The sequence below is a fragment of the Planococcus plakortidis genome (genome assembly GCF_001687605.2).
GTDB classification, from domain to species: Bacteria; Bacillota; Bacilli; order Bacillales_A; family Planococcaceae; genus Planococcus; species Planococcus plakortidis.
This window is the reverse complement of record NZ_CP016539.2, coordinates 2,206,321-2,221,014: the sequence shown is the minus strand read 5'-3', so window position 1 is coordinate 2,221,014 and position 14,694 is coordinate 2,206,321. Positions and strand designations below refer to the sequence as shown.

Annotated in this window: 14 protein-coding genes; 10 read left to right on the top strand and 4 right to left on the bottom strand. The window is 50.2% G+C overall.

What is annotated here, in order from left to right; genetic code table 11:
* Positions 1–4: 4 nt before the first annotated feature.
* Positions 5–1,297: an isocitrate lyase gene (gene aceA, locus BBI15_RS11215; protein ID WP_068869643.1), complete on the bottom strand. Its 1,293-nt coding sequence runs from the start codon at positions 1,295–1,297 to the stop codon at positions 5–7.
* 179 nt (positions 1,298–1,476) lie between these two features.
* On the opposite strand from aceA, the gene BBI15_RS11210 reads away from it, so the two are divergent.
* Positions 1,477–2,127, top strand: coding sequence for a LytTR family DNA-binding domain-containing protein (locus tag BBI15_RS11210; RefSeq protein WP_068872576.1), 651 nt, complete (start codon positions 1,477–1,479; stop codon positions 2,125–2,127).
* Positions 2,128–2,217: 90 nt separating this feature from the next.
* Complete coding sequence (locus BBI15_RS11205; RefSeq protein WP_068869642.1) at positions 2,218–2,523, top strand: hypothetical protein; 306 nt, start codon at positions 2,218–2,220, stop codon at positions 2,521–2,523.
* Positions 2,524–2,575: 52 nt separating this feature from the next.
* On the opposite strand, the gene BBI15_RS11200 is transcribed toward BBI15_RS11205, so the two are convergent.
* The gene (locus BBI15_RS11200) at positions 2,576–3,151 is read right to left on the bottom strand and encodes a hypothetical protein (RefSeq protein WP_068869641.1); all 576 of its coding nucleotides are present in this window, start codon (positions 3,149–3,151) and stop codon (positions 2,576–2,578) included.
* Positions 3,152–3,590: 439 nt separating this feature from the next.
* Here BBI15_RS11200 and BBI15_RS11195 point away from each other — a divergent pair, with 439 nt between their 5' ends.
* A complete protein-coding gene (locus BBI15_RS11195; RefSeq protein ID WP_068869640.1) occupies positions 3,591–4,436 on the top strand; it encodes a LysM peptidoglycan-binding domain-containing protein in 846 nt (281 codons plus the stop codon).
* 101 nt (positions 4,437–4,537) lie between these two features.
* Here BBI15_RS11195 and BBI15_RS11190 read toward each other — a convergent pair whose 3' ends face one another.
* Complete coding sequence (locus tag BBI15_RS11190; protein WP_068869639.1) at positions 4,538–5,914, bottom strand: FAD-binding oxidoreductase; 1,377 nt, start codon at positions 5,912–5,914, stop codon at positions 4,538–4,540.
* 211 nt (positions 5,915–6,125) lie between these two features.
* Here BBI15_RS11190 and BBI15_RS11185 point away from each other — a divergent pair, with 211 nt between their 5' ends.
* From BBI15_RS11185 to BBI15_RS11155, 7 genes are all read left to right on the top strand, one after another.
* Entirely contained in the window at positions 6,126–6,791 is a 666-nt protein-coding gene (locus tag BBI15_RS11185) for a GntR family transcriptional regulator (RefSeq protein ID WP_068869638.1), read from the top strand.
* On the top strand, positions 6,788–7,813 hold the full coding sequence (locus BBI15_RS11180) for a TRAP transporter substrate-binding protein (RefSeq protein ID WP_068869637.1): 1,026 nt from the start codon (positions 6,788–6,790) through the stop codon (positions 7,811–7,813). Before BBI15_RS11185 ends, BBI15_RS11180 begins: the two co-directional genes overlap by 4 nt.
* A gap of 65 nt (positions 7,814–7,878) precedes the next feature.
* Positions 7,879–8,373 carry a TRAP transporter small permease gene (locus BBI15_RS11175; RefSeq protein ID WP_068869636.1) on the top strand — a complete coding sequence of 165 codons (495 nt, stop codon included), beginning with the start codon at positions 7,879–7,881 and terminating at the stop codon, positions 8,371–8,373.
* On the top strand, positions 8,370–9,659 hold the full coding sequence (locus tag BBI15_RS11170; protein WP_068869635.1) for a TRAP transporter large permease: 1,290 nt from the start codon (positions 8,370–8,372) through the stop codon (positions 9,657–9,659). The genes BBI15_RS11175 and BBI15_RS11170 overlap by 4 nt, the downstream gene beginning before the upstream one ends.
* A gap of 34 nt (positions 9,660–9,693) precedes the next feature.
* Complete coding sequence (locus BBI15_RS11165; RefSeq protein ID WP_068869634.1) at positions 9,694–10,857, top strand: aminotransferase class I/II-fold pyridoxal phosphate-dependent enzyme; 1,164 nt, start codon at positions 9,694–9,696, stop codon at positions 10,855–10,857.
* 139 nt (positions 10,858–10,996) lie between these two features.
* A complete protein-coding gene (locus BBI15_RS11160; protein WP_068869633.1) occupies positions 10,997–12,616 on the top strand; it encodes a M20/M25/M40 family metallo-hydrolase in 1,620 nt (539 codons plus the stop codon).
* A 49-nt stretch (positions 12,617–12,665) separates the two neighbouring features.
* A complete protein-coding gene (locus BBI15_RS11155; protein ID WP_068869632.1) occupies positions 12,666–13,163 on the top strand; it encodes a cupin domain-containing protein in 498 nt (165 codons plus the stop codon).
* Positions 13,164–13,230: 67 nt separating this feature from the next.
* Here BBI15_RS11155 and BBI15_RS11150 read toward each other — a convergent pair whose 3' ends face one another.
* Entirely contained in the window at positions 13,231–14,598 is a 1,368-nt protein-coding gene (locus BBI15_RS11150; RefSeq protein WP_068869631.1) for an aspartate kinase, read from the bottom strand.
* Positions 14,599–14,694: the final 96 nt, after the last annotated feature.

Here is a 14,694-nt window from a genome sequence, read left to right as displayed (position 1 = left end):
CAAATCACCCTTTCACTGTCTGGAATTGCTCGGTTTCAGTAGAACCTTGCATCGCGGTCGTTGAGCTTGTTCCGCCAGAAACGATTTGCGAGATTTCATCGAAGTAGCCAGTACCCACTTCACGCTGGTGGCGCGTTGCTGTGTAGCCTTTCGATTCGGAAGCGAATTCAGCTTGCTGCAATTTCGAGTAAGCGGCCATGCCGTTGTCTTTGTAGTCGTATGCCAGTTCGAACATGCTGTGGTTGAGTGCATGGAAACCTGCAAGTGTAACGAATTGGAATTTGTAGCCCATCTTGCCAAGTTCGACTTGGTATTTCGCGATGGTTTCCTCATCAAGCTTCGCAGCCCAGTTGAATGAAGGCGAGCAGTTGTACGCAAGCATCTTGCCAGGGAACTGGGCGTGGATCGCATCAGCGAATTGCTGTGCTTCTTCCAAGTTCGGATGGGACGTTTCGCACCAGATCAAGTCAGCGTATGGTGCATAAGCAAGGCCACGGGCGATTGCTTGATCGATACCGGCATTCGTGCGGTAGAAGCCTTCCGGAGTGCGTTCGCCGGTGATGAACTGGTGGTCGCGCTCATCGATGTCGCTTGTGATCAAATCCGCTGCGTCCGCATCGGTGCGGGCGATGATCAGTGTCGGAACGCCCATCACGTCAGCTGCAAGTCTTGCGGAGACGAGGTTTTTCACTGCGTTTTGAGTCGGCAACAATACTTTACCGCCAAGGTGTCCGCATTTTTTCTCGGAAGCGAGTTGATCTTCAAAGTGGACGCCAGCTGCGCCAGCTTCGATCATCGACTTCATCAATTCGTATACGTTAAGCGGTCCGCCGAAGCCAGCTTCAGCATCCGCGACGATCGGTGCGAACCAGTCGAAGCCTTCCGTGTTTTCCACGCTATCGATTTGGTCAGCACGTTGAAGCGCACGGTTGATTTTGCGGACAACATCCGGAACTGAGTTAACCGGGTACAAGCTTTGGTCGGGGTACATCTGGCCAGCGGAGTTGGCATCCGCTGCTACTTGCCAGCCGCTCAAGTAAATTGCCTGAAGCCCAGCTTTCACTTGCTGCACAGCCTGGTTGCCGGTAAGTGCGCCAAGAGCGTTTACGAAAGGCATTTCGTTGATCTGGCGGTAGAGGCGATCTGCACCGCGTTTTGCAAGTGTATGCTCGATCATGACCGATCCGCGGAGTTTAACGACATCTTCCGCTGTATATGGACGCTCGATGTTTTCCCAGCGTTTATCTTCCTGCCATGCTTTGTTCAATTCCTCGATTTGCTGTTGTTTGTTTACCATTCCAACCATCCCTTTCCGGTATAAATATTTTTTGAAATCAACTGTATTAATACAGTTTGTTTTGATGTATATTAATATATAACAGAATATTCAGCCTGTCCTGAAAAAATGACGAAAGACGATATAAGCGGATAAAAGGCGGAATATTCGGACGAATGAACTTGGAAGGGGAAATGACCATGGCAAACACTGTATTGGAACAGGTAGGATTCATCATCGGGGACTGGATCCCGAAAGAGGCGTCGATCGCGGTTGCGGCCGAAAATCACTATATCTACTATAAGGCGGGCGTCCACGATCTCTCCATCACAGAAGGGCAGCCCGTGTCATCCGGTACCATCGCGGCTCGTGTTGCGAAAGAAGGCAGCAAAGTCGAAATGTATGTCGAAGAAGCGGTTCTTGGATCTGCTTATTACGGCATCGGCTATCCGATCACCATCGATAACCGGGATGCGGTGCTGGTCATTACATTGCCGCCGGATTACGTGGTGGGAAGAAAAAAGCCGCTCGCCTTTTTGACAGGCAAGCAAGACGACAGTTGGCGCCCGGTGCCTGTCGAGAAAGTCTCCCATATCGAAAGCAGCCAAAAGAAGACCTGGTTCTTTGCAGATGAAGAATCCTATTGTTCAAGCCGGACATTGAAAAACTTGAAAGAACAATTGCCTGATTATTTCCTGTCCGTCCACCGGTCGTTCATCGTCAACGTGCATTATATAGAAGAAATAGCAAAAGACGTCGCGTCGAACTATGTATTGACTTTACGCGACGGCTCGATGATTCCCATCAGCCAGAACTATACGGCTGAAGTGCGCAACCGCCTTGGATTTTAACATTCTTTACAATTCATCCGGCAGGAAATGCGGCAAACAAGTGGAATACACTAGGCAGAACATAATACGTGGGGAAAGGTGGAGGCTGATATGACAATCTGGCCCAAATCCAAGCTCGGCAATATTTCCGTTGTCTTCACGGCTGTCCCGTTATTGTTGGCATTGTTGATCGCCCTTGCCGGTGCATTCCAGGAGTTGCCGCTGGCGTTTGAAGGGGAAATGGGCGATAACCTGCTCTTGACGTTTCTGCTGCTGATGTCCCTGGCCTCTTTCGCCGTCGCGCTGTTCTCCGGCATCGTTTCGATGCTGATCCGGAGGGAACGTTCCATGGCAGTCATTGCTTCGATAATCGTCTCGTCCATCGCACTCATCGTTTCGTGGAGCTGGTGGATATAAGTTTCTTCCATATAAAGAAAACAGCCGTTGAGGGAATTTCAACGGCTGTTTCTTATTTGCTTTGTTCTTTCTGGCGTTTCTCTATTTTTTCAACGATATCCTGCTGTTCTTGTTCAACATCCGATGTTGCTGGAATAAAAGGGCTTTCGTTGAAATCCGTCCGTTTCCCATACCGCAGCATTTCGTAAATAATCATGCCGTTATTGGGCATGCCTCCTTGCATTTTCATCGGCACCACATCGAATAGGAGGTAAAAAATGGCATAGAAAACAAATCGATCCCAAAAAGTCATGAATGATTGGAGGATGCCGTTGGCAATTAATGCATTAAGTGCCAATGCCAGAAAGAGTGTCATCAAGATTGGGCTCCCGTATAGAAAAATATAAGTGAATTTATTGTCCCTCTTCAATGAATCGTAAGAAAACCGACTATACAATTGATAGTACTTACGCACGTCCAGTATCCCGATTTTAAAGACACGTGGACCAGAACCGATTGTCAGCCTCGGATTCTCTACACCGACAATGCCGCTTGCAATCAAATATCCCGATTCCCTTATAAGAATCGTTAACGGCAGTATGATAAAAGCGGAAATAACGAGTGATATGAAATCGGATAAGCCGAACATCGAATTCTCCTTTCTATCTTAGCTGCAAAAAAATAGGGTTATTGTGCAAAATAAAAACACCAAAAAGAAGCTTGCACTCTCTTGGCGTTACTCCAGCTCAATCGTCTGGCTCACTCGACCGGATTATGAAAATAACTACAATCAATTGTTAGGGGAAGAATGGAAATTACGCAATAGTAATGGCCAAACCCTTCGATTTCTTGTTTTTATGATAGCCATTGATGCCAGTGATGTCAAAATATCCAACATTTATTATGGGGGTAATATAGCTAGCCGGGAACTTTGCAATGGGCAGAAGCCAGAAAAATGAGATCTTGGATTTATATAAAAATCATCGTAAAAATATCTTGATGATGACAAAAAAATGATTGTCGTTTTTGGGAAAAGGGTATTTAAGGAATGATGGCAACAAAAAAACAAAGGAAAGTAGGGAGGTAAAATGACTGAATTTCATTTGAAACCCGTCCCCCCAGCCAAGAAGAAAGAGCTTCAAACGCCAAAAGGAAAGAAACGGTTATCCAAAGTTCTCTTGTCGTTTGCATTAGTCTCTTCCGCAGCAGCGGCAGGCCCTGTCATGTCACCCAGTGCAGCTACTGAAGTGGCCAGTTATTACATTGTCCAAAAAGGGGATACTTTCTACAGCATCGCGAAAAAGTACGGCTTGGTGGTCGAACAGCTGATGGCTGCCAATTTCACAACCAGCACCAAAATCATCGTCGGCCAAAAACTCGCCATTCCGCATAAAACCCAAGCGTGGTCCGGCAACCAGGAAGATTTGAATGCGAGAAATTACCGTGTGGTCAAAGGGGATACCCTTTATTCCATTTCTAAACGAACCGGTGTATCGATTGACAGCATTAAGAAGATGAACAACTTAACATCCGATCTGATCATGATCGGCCAAGTCTTGACGCTCTACCCGGATGTTGGGGTGATTCACAAAACTTCCGCGACTTACTATGTGAAGTCAGGGGACACGAAATACACGCTGCGAAACAAATTCGGCAAGACGGTCACTTTGCCAAGCGGAGAGTTGCAAGTGCTCCAGCCGCTCAAAATATCGGGCGAAGTACTTGAAATCACCACCGAGGAACCTTTTGGGTTGGCAGATGGCCGCGTAATCGAAGTGAAAGTGGGCAATGATTATTACGCAGTCAATTTGTATCAAGGAAACGCACCGATCCAGCATTTGGCAGACCGCAACGATCTTAGGCTGACGTTTACGGTAGTTCGTGTAGGCGAGCGGTATGAGATGGTGTCTTATGCGGTGCAAGAGCTGGAATAGATGCAGGCGAACTAAAGAAAAATCACCCAGGCGCAGTCCACAGTCGCCAGGGTGATTTTTTTGTTTCGCGCAGTATCCGGATTTAATGGAGATTCAAGCACTTAGCCAATAACCTTCCCAGGATTCAATAAATTATCGGGATCTAGCAGCTGTTTGACATTTTTGAAAAGCACCATGGCTTCACCGTGTTCAGCTTCCTGGAACTTTTGCTTGCCGAGGCCGACGCCATGTTCGCCTGTGCAACTGCCGCCGAGTTCGATGGCGCGGAATGCCAATTGGTCGTTGATGCCAAAAGCCAATTGTTTTTGTTCTATAGATTCAGGATCGTAAACGATGCATGTATGGAAATTGCCATCGCCGATATGGCCGAGCAGGCCGCCTTCCAATCCGCTGGCTTCGATCAGTTCGCGGCCGTGTTCCAACAGGTCCGGCAATTTGGAAATCGGCACACAGACGTCGCCGCCCGTGACGGAAACGCCGGGCTGGTGGCGGTAGGCATAGGCCATTTCATGGCGTGCTTTCCAGATGTTGGCGCGCTCTTCGGCATCCGCCGCAACATGCCAATTGTGCGCTCCCAAATCCTTCATGAGCTCTTCTGCAAGGCGGGCATCTTCAATGGCTGACTGAGTCAATCCAGCAAATTCAAAGAATAAGGAATGCTTTTCCGGCAGCCCATAGCCGCCGTATTCATTGACCTTCTGGATGCTCGAGGCATCGACGAATTCCATGCGCTGCACCGGGATCCCCATCAACAGGACGCTGTTCGCCGCCTGGGCGCATTCGCCTGGCGTATCGAAGGTGCACGAGGCAGCGATGGTATGTTCCGGGATGGCATGTAGCTTCAAGGTGATTTCGGTAATGATGCCAAGCGTTCCCTCGGAGCCGACGAACAGCCCGCCGACCGAATAGCCGGAAGAAGATTTCTTCGCTTTCGTGCCGGTGTGGATAATGCTGCCATTTGCGAGGACGACTTCCATATCCAAAATCTGGTCGCGCATGACACCGTAGCGGACGGCAGTCGTTCCGCTCGCATTGGTCGCGGCCATGCCGCCGATCGTTGCATCTGCGCCAGGATCGATCGGGAACTGCAGGCCATGGCGATTGATGCGTCGGTTCAATGCGAGACGCGTGATGCCGGGCTGCACAGTCACAAGCAAATCTTCCGGGGCAAAATGGAGCACTTGATTCATCCGTTCAAAATTAAGTGAAATGCCTTTTCGGATCGGGATGGCAGATCCTTCGAGGCCTGAGCCTGCCCCAAAAGCCGTCACTGGAATTTGATGGTCTCGCGCGAATGCGAGCACCGTCTGGACATCTTCCGTACTTTCAGGAAAACAGACGACATCCGGTTCGGAGGGCGGGTGATCGGATTCATCATGGCTATGGCGATAGCGTTCCCCTTCGCTTGTGGATAATTGGCCGGGAGTCAAGCGGCTTGATAAGATTTTGACCCAATCAGCTGTCGTTTCGGTAGACATTCAATCATCTCCTTGAATTTATGCAATAGTATGCATTCCTTTTTTTATGTAATCAAAAATTGGCTTAAAAGTATAGGAGCTTCAATGAAAAAAAAGATGTGTCGGAAATGTGAATTTATTCTGAAATTTATGTTTACAAATAAAAATGAGTATTCTATACTTTCTGTATACAGTATACACTGTGTAAGTTTTGGATGGGAAGGGAGGAATCATGAGAAAAATCGTCAAACAGCCGACCTTGGCTGAACAGGCATACGAATCCGTCAAGAAAATGATCATCACCGGCGAATTGAAACCAGGCGAGGAATTGCCGGAAGAAAAGCTCGCCGCAGAGCTTGGCATCAGCCGTACGCCCCTGAGGGAGGCATTGAAAAGACTCGCTGTTGATGCGCTTATCGAGTTGAGGAAGACAAAACCGGCGCTCGTCGCCAGATTTACCCACCAGGACGTCAAGGAAATCATGGAGCTCAGGAGATTGCTTGAGATTTACGGGATTGAAGGGTTGTCGAAAGCAGATCAACAGCATGTCTTGAAAGAATTGCGCTATGCCCATGAACGCCAGTGGGAAGCGATTCAAGCACATGACTTTGCGGCATTCATGGATTGGGATCAATGGTTCCACGACCAATTCTATGAATTCCATCCGAACCAGCGCTTGCGTGAATTGATCCACGCAGTGAACACGGGCGGCAGCCGCGCATTCTTGCTGCTGTCCAAAAAAGTATTCGACAGTGCAGTGATCGCCCATCAGGAACACGGTGCCATCATCGAAGCATTGGAACAAGGTGATTTGGAAAAGACGAAAAAACAATTGGCTGTCCACCTCGAAAACATCGAGGACAGATTGCTGAAATACATTTCACAGGAGGAGCTATGAAAAAACTTACAGGACTAATTCTACTCATGCTCGTATTGATTCTTGCCGCTTGCGGCCGGCCGGATAGCGGCGGTTCGTCGAGTGAAGAAGGAGGGGAGGGCGAAACCTACACGATCCGCCTGGCCCACTTGGTGCCTGAGGAGCAATCCTCCCATGTAGCGGCAGTGGACTTTAAGGAAAAACTGGAATCCGAATCCGATGGGCGGATCAAAGTGGAGCTGTATCCGAACGGCCAGCTTTACGGTTCTGACCGCGAAGCGATCGAAGCGGTGCAGCTCGGCAATATCGAAATGACGATCCCGGCAGTAGCTGCGATGGCGTCATTCAACGAAAAATTCCAGGTATTCGATTTACCGTTCCTCTTCAATAACAACGAAGCGGCCTACAAAGCGCTTGACGGGGAACTGGGCCAGGAATTGATGGCTGACCTTGAGAGCAATGGCTTGAAAGGGCTAGTCTTCGGGGAAAACGGCTTCCGCCATGTGTCCAATAACGAAGGGCCGATTGAAAAGCCGGAAGACATGGAAGGCTTGAAGATGCGTACACTTGAGAGCCCGCTTCATACCGATACATTCAACGCGTTCGGCGCGAACGCGTCGCCATTTGCATTCGGCGAATTGTATACAGCCTTGCAGCAAGGCACATACGATGCAATGGATTGCCCGATTTCGCTTTATTACACCAATAAATTCTATGAAGTGCAGGATTACCTGACACTAACCGGCCATGTCTATGCAGCGACTTCGCTTCTCATGAACGATGATTTCTACAACAGCCTGCCTGAAGATTTGCAGGAGTTGCTGATGGAAGCGTCTGAAGAGTTCCGCGACCAACAGCGTGAACTGGCTCAACAGCAAGACACCGAGTTCATGGAGCAACTGGAAGCGGAAGGCATGCAGATCAATGACTTGACCGACGAACAGCGCGACGCATTCCGCGAAGCGGCAGCACCGGTTTATGAAAAATACGAAGGGCAGATCGGGGCAGACTTGATCGACCGTGCACTTGAGGCGAATAACTGAGCGATGACAGATGAAAAATCAAGGACGTGGTTCCTTGGTTTTTCTTTTTAGAAAGGAAGATTCTGATGATGAAGAAATTCGCGAAAGCAGAAGAAGCATTATTGGTGCTGACGCTTGTTGCGATGGTCGCCTTGATCTTCGGCCAGGTGGTCGGGCGCTATGTATTCTCCAACGCGCCGAGCTGGACGGAAGAAATGGCGCGCTATATCCATATTTTCCAAGTATGGATCGGCGCAAGCTATGCAGTGAAGCTGCGTGAGCATATCCGTGTGGAAGCTTTCATTACACGGTTCCAAGGGCTCCCTAGAAAGATCCTGGAAACCATTTCCTTGACTGTTTGGTTTGCGATGGCTTTATTCCTGGCGTATTTCGGCACGATTCTGGTCATGCAAAGTTTATCCAACGGCCAAGTGACGCCTGCCATGCAGTTGCCGATGTGGATCCCGTTCTTGGCGATTCCAATCGGCGGCATCGGGATGTGCATCCGCTTGATTGTGCAATTGCGCCAGATTTGGAAAGGTGATTACGAAATGCATAAAGACGGGGGTGTCCAGGCATGACAATCGCCCTGTTATTCGGTACTTTATTTGTCTGTTTATTGATTGGCGTGCCGATCGCCATCGCACTCGGCGTATCGGCGCTGACAGCCATTTATTTCGGGACGACGATGCCACTGAGCATCATTACGCAAAAAGCGTTTACTTCGCTGGATTCATTCCCGCTGCTGGCGATTCCATTTTTCATGCTTGCTGGCGTCTTGATGGGCAAGGGCGGCGTCTCGAAACGCTTGTTGAACCTGGCTTCTGCGATGGTCGGCTGGATGACGGGCGGGCTCAGCATGGTGACGATCGTTGCCTGCATGTTCTTCGCCGCGATCTCTGGCTCCGGCCCAGCGACCGTTGCAGCGATCGGGGGCTTCATGATTCCCGCGATGGTGGCACGGAAATACAGCGGCGGTTTCGCTTCCGCCATAGCGGCGTCTGCCGGTTCGATCGGGGTAATGATCCCACCGAGTATCCCGTTCGTATTGTATGGGGTCATCGGCAGCGTCTCCGTCGGCAGCATGTTCTTGGCCGGTATTCTGCCGGGGCTGTTGGTCGGTGCGGCGTTGATGCTGACGGCCTATTTGATTTCGAAAAAGCGCGGCTATAAACCGGAACCCGGCAAAGAATCGGAGTTTCATTTAAAGGATGTCGGAAAAGCGTTCTGGGATGCCAAATGGGCGCTGCTTATCCCGGTCATTATCCTTGGCGGCATCTACGGCGGGGTGTTCTCGCCGACAGAAGCGGCAGTTGTCGCAGTAGTGTATGCCATCATTATCGGTAAATTCGTCTATAAGGAACTTACATGGACAGGCTTATATGAAAGTTTCCGTGAAACGATTGTCATCAATGCAACGACGATGATCATCATCGGATTGTCGGTTTCGTTTGCTTATTTCATGACCATCCAGCAAATACCGGGTGAGATTTCCGATTATTTGACGGCTTTATCGACCAATCCATTCGTTATTCTGCTCGCAATTAATGTATTATTGCTCGTAGTGGGCATGTTTATCGACACGATTTCAGCGCTTGTCGTGCTGACGCCGATCTTGCTTCCGATTGTGACAGAAGTGGGCGTGGACCCTGTCCATTTCGGCGTCGTGCTTGTTGCGAACTTGGCGATCGGCTTTGTCACGCCCCCGCTTGGCGTCAATTTATTTGTCGCTTCGAGTGTCGGTGGCGTCAAGTTCGAGCGAATCGCTTATGCAGTCCTGCCATTCTTGTTCACGATGATCGTCTGCCTATTGGTCATCACGTTCGTCCCGCAGCTTTCCCTCTGGCTGCCAGGGCTTTATGAATAAGAGCTATTCCTAATTTAAGAAAGGTTGTTTTGCTATGAGCATGTCAATTAACAAAAGGGCGGAATCGATTGTCTTTTCGGGGATCCGCCAATTCGCCAACCAGATGGCGGATTATCCCGATGCGGTCAATTTGACGGTCGGCCAGCCGGATTTCCCGACACCCGATGCGGTCAAGCAGGCAGGCATCGATGCTATCCGCAATAACCAGACCAATTACACGCATAACGCGGGCGTCCTCGAACTGCGCCAGGCCATCCAGTCTTTTTTCAAGGACAGCTACGGCTTGTCTTACCGGACAGAAGATGAAATCATCGTCACGAATGGCGCAAGTGAAGGATTGGATTCCGTATTCCGGACGATACTGGAAGAAGGCGATGAAGTCATCCTGCCGGCACCGACTTATTCCGGCTATGGGCCATTAGTGGAACTATGCGGCGGCAAAGTCGTCTACTTGGATACATCGGATACCGGCTTCAAACCGGATCCGCAAGCGCTCGAGCAATTGATCAATGAGCGGACCAAGGCGGTGTTGATGAACTTTCCATCAAACCCGACAGGCGTCACGATGACGATGGATGAACTATCCGCTTTAAAAGAAGTCTTCGAACGCCATGAATTGTATATCGTGACAGACGAAATTTACAGTGAAAACACATTTGGCGGAACCCATTGCACATTTGCCTGCTTCAAGAGCTTGCGCGACAAAACGGTTCTCATCCATGGCTTATCGAAATCCCATTCGATGACAGGGTGGCGCATCGGCTATATCCTCGGGCCGGCGAAACTGATGGAGCATGTCCTGAAAGTGCATCAATACAACGCAATCTGCGCTTCTGCACCGGCCCAATACGCCGCTATCGAGGCGTTGGCGAACCAGCGGCACGTGCCGGCGGAAATGAACAAAGCCTATATCGAGCGCCGGGATTTCGTTTATGAGCGCTTGAAGGGGATGGGCATTGATGTCATCAAGCCGAACGGGGCTTTCTATATTTTCCCTTCGATTGAAAAATTCGGGCTGCCTTCCTATGAATTTGCTATCCGTTTGTTGAAAGAAGGCGGGGTGGCCGCCGTTCCTGGTTCTGCCTTCACTGAATACGGGGAAGGCTTCCTGCGAATTTCCTATGCATATAGCATGCCTGTTTTAGAAGAAGGCATGAACCGGTTGGAGAAATTCATAACGCAGCTGGATAAAAGATAAACTAGTGCCAGCAGCCTTGAACAGCCCGCGGTGAATTGGCGCCCGGGCTGTTTACGCTAGTTACAGATATATACGGAATTTTTTGCTTAACTACACATCTTATGCTCAACATAATTGGAAAAGGAAAGGATTGGTCTACATGGAGCGTTTCTGGGACACACCGGAAAAATTAGAGGATTTGCTGTGCGAGCTGGTCAGCTGGGAAAGTATTTACCTGACACAAGGCGAAGCGGAATTCCCGGTGAAATTAAAAGGCCTGTTGGGGGAATTGGATTATTTTAAACAGCATCCCGATCAATTGGCGCTAGGCGAAGTGAACTGGGGCCGTACGTTCCTGACTGCGCTCTATAAACACGACGAAGCTGTGGATACGGTCGTTCTGATCAGCCATTTCGATACCGTATCGACAGAAGATTACGGTGTTTTGCGTCCGCTCGCTTCAAGCCCACGTCTTTTGACGCGTGCGCTCCATGACCGGAAGGAAATGCTCACTGAAGAGGCTTTGGCTGATTTGGAATCGGGCAATTATTTGTTCGGCCGCGGTACGATGGACATGAAAGCGGGGCTCGCATTGCATATGGCCTTGCTTGAAAAGGCATCGACGGAACAATGGCCGGTCAATCTTCTGCTGTTGACGGTGCCGGATGAGGAAGTCAATTCGAACGGCATGCGCCATGCCGTGCCGTTTTTGCTGGAATTAGCGGAAACGCACAAACTCAGCTATTCCTTGTTCTTGAACGGCGAACCGGTATTCGCCCAGGACCCGAAAGAAAGTGATTTCAAGGTTTACAGCGGCAGCATCGGGAAAATCATGCCGAGCGCCTTGTTCTACGGGAAAGAAACCCATGTCGGGGAACCGCTCAGCGGGCTGACATCGAATTATATGGCTTCCTATTTGACCCAGGAAATGAGCTGGAACCCTAAATTCCGCGAGACGCTTTACGATGAAACATCCCCGCTGCCGGTCACGGTCCTGCAGCGCGACGTCAAGATGGAATATTCTGCCCAGACGCCTTACCGTGCAGTATCCATGTTCAATGTGTTCCTGCTCGAACGCAATGCGGAAGAAACGATGCAATTGTTTGAGGAAACAGCGCGTGAAGCGCTCCATAAAATGAGCCGAGATTACGTCGAGATGTGCACGCGTGAAGGCATCGAGCCGGTCGACGAAGTGAAAGTTTTCCGCTTTGAAGAGCTGAAGGAATATGCGCTGGAAAAATTGGGCGAAAAAACGGTTGAGCAGATCATGTCGAATGTCACAGAAGATGTGGACCACGACGTACGCGAACAGTCCCACGCCATTACAGACCAATTATTGATCCAGTGCCACGAACTGACGCCGGCGGTCATCTTGCTGTTTGCGCCGCCCTATTATCCGCCGGTCAATTCAAGCGATTCACAGCTCGTCCAGGAATGCATCCGGCAAGTACAGGAGACGGCACTTGAACGCTTCGGCCTGGAAGTGAAGCAAGGCCATTATTTCAATGGCATTTCCGATTTGAGCTATGTCAATTTCCGGGACCAGAACGAGGGCTGGCAGACGTACGAACAAAATACCCCGGTCTACGGCAGAAGTTACGGCATTCCATTCGAAGCGATGGGAAAACTCCAGGCACCGGTATTGAATGTCGGGCCATTCGGGCGTGACGCGCATCAGCGCACAGAACGCCTGAACCGAAAAAGCGCCTTCGAAGAGCTGCCAGTATTGCTGGAAGATTTGCTGCTGACCCAGTTTACGCCGGTGTTGTCGAGTAAATAGGCATAAACGGAAGCGTGCCGGGTAAAGAAAGGCAAAGGAGCTGATCGGCATGGCAGATGCACAGTTTTTCCATTTTAAAGATGACGGCACCATCCCGAATAACCCGGAACTTCCGGTAGTTTTCTATCCCGCTGCATTCCGCGGGAAAGCAGAGCGCATCCAGCTGGTTTTCGAGCAGCATGGCTGGGGCAATACGTGGCAAGGCGGCGTATTCGATTACCACCATTACCATAGCAATACACATGAAGCGCTCGGAGTGGTAAGCGGGTCGGCCCGCTTAAAACTTGGCGGTGAAACGGGAAAAGAAGTGGACGTGAAGGCTGGAGACGTCTGCGTGTTGCCGGCTGGGACGGGGCATAAACGATTGTTGGCAAGCGATGACTTCCGCATCGTGGGCGCCTATCCAGGCGGAGTGGAATACAATCTGAAAACGGGTGAGCCGGGCGAGCGGCCATATGTATTGGAGGATATCCGAAATACGCCGCGTCCGGAGAGCGACCCGGTTTATGGTGAGACGGGGCCATTGCTTTCAGAATGGAAGGCTTGAAGCAAGCGAAAAAAGACGAAGCACAAGGCCAGCCGCCTTGTGCTTCGTCTTTTTGATAAATGGAATATTACTGGCCGACCAGCGCCGGTGCGAAAAATTCCTTGTACAGTTCATTGAGGATCTTTCCTTCGTCTTCTTTCAGGATGCCAAACACCAAACTGACTTCGGAAGATCCCTGGTTGATCATCTCGATATTGACGTTAGTGCGTGCAAATGCTGCAGCCGCACGGGCAGTCAGGCCTTTATTATTGTTCATGCCTTCGCCCACCAACACGATCATCGAGAAATCATTGCGGATATGCACATCGTCCGCCTGGAGTTCGTTCTTCACCCGTTCGATGATGCGCTGTTCCTTGTTCTCATCGAGCTGATGGCTTCTAAGGATGACGGAGAGATTATCGATACCTGATGGGATGTGCTCGTAAGAGATTTCTTCTTCTTCCAAAATTTGCAGCAATTTACGGCCGAATCCGACTTCGCGGTTCATCAAGTACTTGCCGACATATAAAGTAGAGAAACCGCTGTCCGCCGAGATCCCGGTCACAGGGCGCGGGGAATCGGCGCGTTCCGCAACGATCATCGTGCCTGGCGCTGACGGATTATTGGTATTGCGGATGCACAGCGGCACGGACGCCCGGTAGGCAGGCATCAAGGCTTCATCGTGTAGGACGGCAAATCCTGCGTAGGACAGTTCACGCATTTCACGGTAAGTCATCTGCTCGATTTCCACTGGGTTGTCGACGACTTGGGGATTGGCGGCAAACACACAGTCAACATCGGTAAAATTCTCATACAGCTCAGCCTTTACGGCAGCTGCAAGGATGGAACCAGTGATGTCAGAGCCACCGCGGTCGAATGTCCGGAGCATGCCGGATGTTGTGTAAGCGAAAAAACCGGGGAACACGGTAATCGATGGCTTGTCGCTTAAAGCGGCAAGTTGGCTGTAGGACTCCGGCAAGGCTTGTGCGCGTTCCGGGGGATCATTGACGAACAAGCCAGCTTTATACGGATTGACGTATTCCGCCTGCATTCCGATGGACATGAAGTAAGCAGCGATCAGTTTCGCTGTATTGTCTTCCCCTGCCGCTTTGATCGAGTCGATATACAAATCATGCTGGCCGCTGTCTGCACGCAGGCGGTCTGAGAGATCGGCACGGATGATGTCGATGATCTCCCGGTCGAGCCCGAGTTCATCCGCGATTTCCGTGTAACGGTCGATGACTGCCTGCAAGGGCTGCTGGATTGCTTCGCCCATTAATGCGGCGGACGCGAGTCGGATCAATAGGTCGGTCACTTTGACATCCCCGCCGTAGCGCTTGCCCGGGGCTGAGACGACCACAATCCGGCGTGCCGGGTCCGCTTTGATGATGCTTGCGACTTTTCTGATTTGCTGCGCGCTAGCGACTGAAGTTCCACCGAATTTGCATACTTTCATCCTATCAAGTCCCATCTTTTTTAATAGTCTGTGAAAAGGGTTGTTTTCACTAAAATATAATACTATAATGTCTCTATGACAAAAACAGCTGTTTTT

What these genes read in the sequence shown, in the direction of transcription:
- BBI15_RS11170 (WP_068869635.1), top strand. Translation starts at nt 8,370, where the DNA reads ATGACAATCGCCCTGTTATTCGGTACTTTATTTGTCTGTTTATTGATT.
- BBI15_RS11205 (WP_068869642.1), top strand. Translation starts at nt 2,218, where the DNA reads ATGACAATCTGGCCCAAATCCAAGCTCGGCAATATTTCCGTTGTCTTC.
- aceA (WP_068869643.1), bottom strand. Translation starts at nt 1,297, where the DNA reads ATGGTAAACAAACAACAGCAAATCGAGGAATTGAACAAAGCATGGCAG.
- BBI15_RS11195 (WP_068869640.1), top strand. Translation starts at nt 3,591, where the DNA reads ATGACTGAATTTCATTTGAAACCCGTCCCCCCAGCCAAGAAGAAAGAG.
- BBI15_RS11175 (WP_068869636.1), top strand. Translation starts at nt 7,879, where the DNA reads ATGATGAAGAAATTCGCGAAAGCAGAAGAAGCATTATTGGTGCTGACG.
- BBI15_RS11180 (WP_068869637.1), top strand. Translation starts at nt 6,788, where the DNA reads ATGAAAAAACTTACAGGACTAATTCTACTCATGCTCGTATTGATTCTT.
- BBI15_RS11150 (WP_068869631.1), bottom strand. Translation starts at nt 14,598, where the DNA reads ATGAAAGTATGCAAATTCGGTGGAACTTCAGTCGCTAGCGCGCAGCAA.
- BBI15_RS11155 (WP_068869632.1), top strand. Translation starts at nt 12,666, where the DNA reads ATGGCAGATGCACAGTTTTTCCATTTTAAAGATGACGGCACCATCCCG.
- BBI15_RS11165 (WP_068869634.1), top strand. Translation starts at nt 9,694, where the DNA reads ATGAGCATGTCAATTAACAAAAGGGCGGAATCGATTGTCTTTTCGGGG.
- BBI15_RS11200 (WP_068869641.1), bottom strand. Translation starts at nt 3,151, where the DNA reads ATGTTCGGCTTATCCGATTTCATATCACTCGTTATTTCCGCTTTTATC.
- BBI15_RS11160 (WP_068869633.1), top strand. Translation starts at nt 10,997, where the DNA reads ATGGAGCGTTTCTGGGACACACCGGAAAAATTAGAGGATTTGCTGTGC.
- BBI15_RS11185 (WP_068869638.1), top strand. Translation starts at nt 6,126, where the DNA reads ATGAGAAAAATCGTCAAACAGCCGACCTTGGCTGAACAGGCATACGAA.
- BBI15_RS11190 (WP_068869639.1), bottom strand. Translation starts at nt 5,914, where the DNA reads ATGTCTACCGAAACGACAGCTGATTGGGTCAAAATCTTATCAAGCCGC.
- BBI15_RS11210 (WP_068872576.1), top strand. Translation starts at nt 1,477, where the DNA reads ATGGCAAACACTGTATTGGAACAGGTAGGATTCATCATCGGGGACTGG.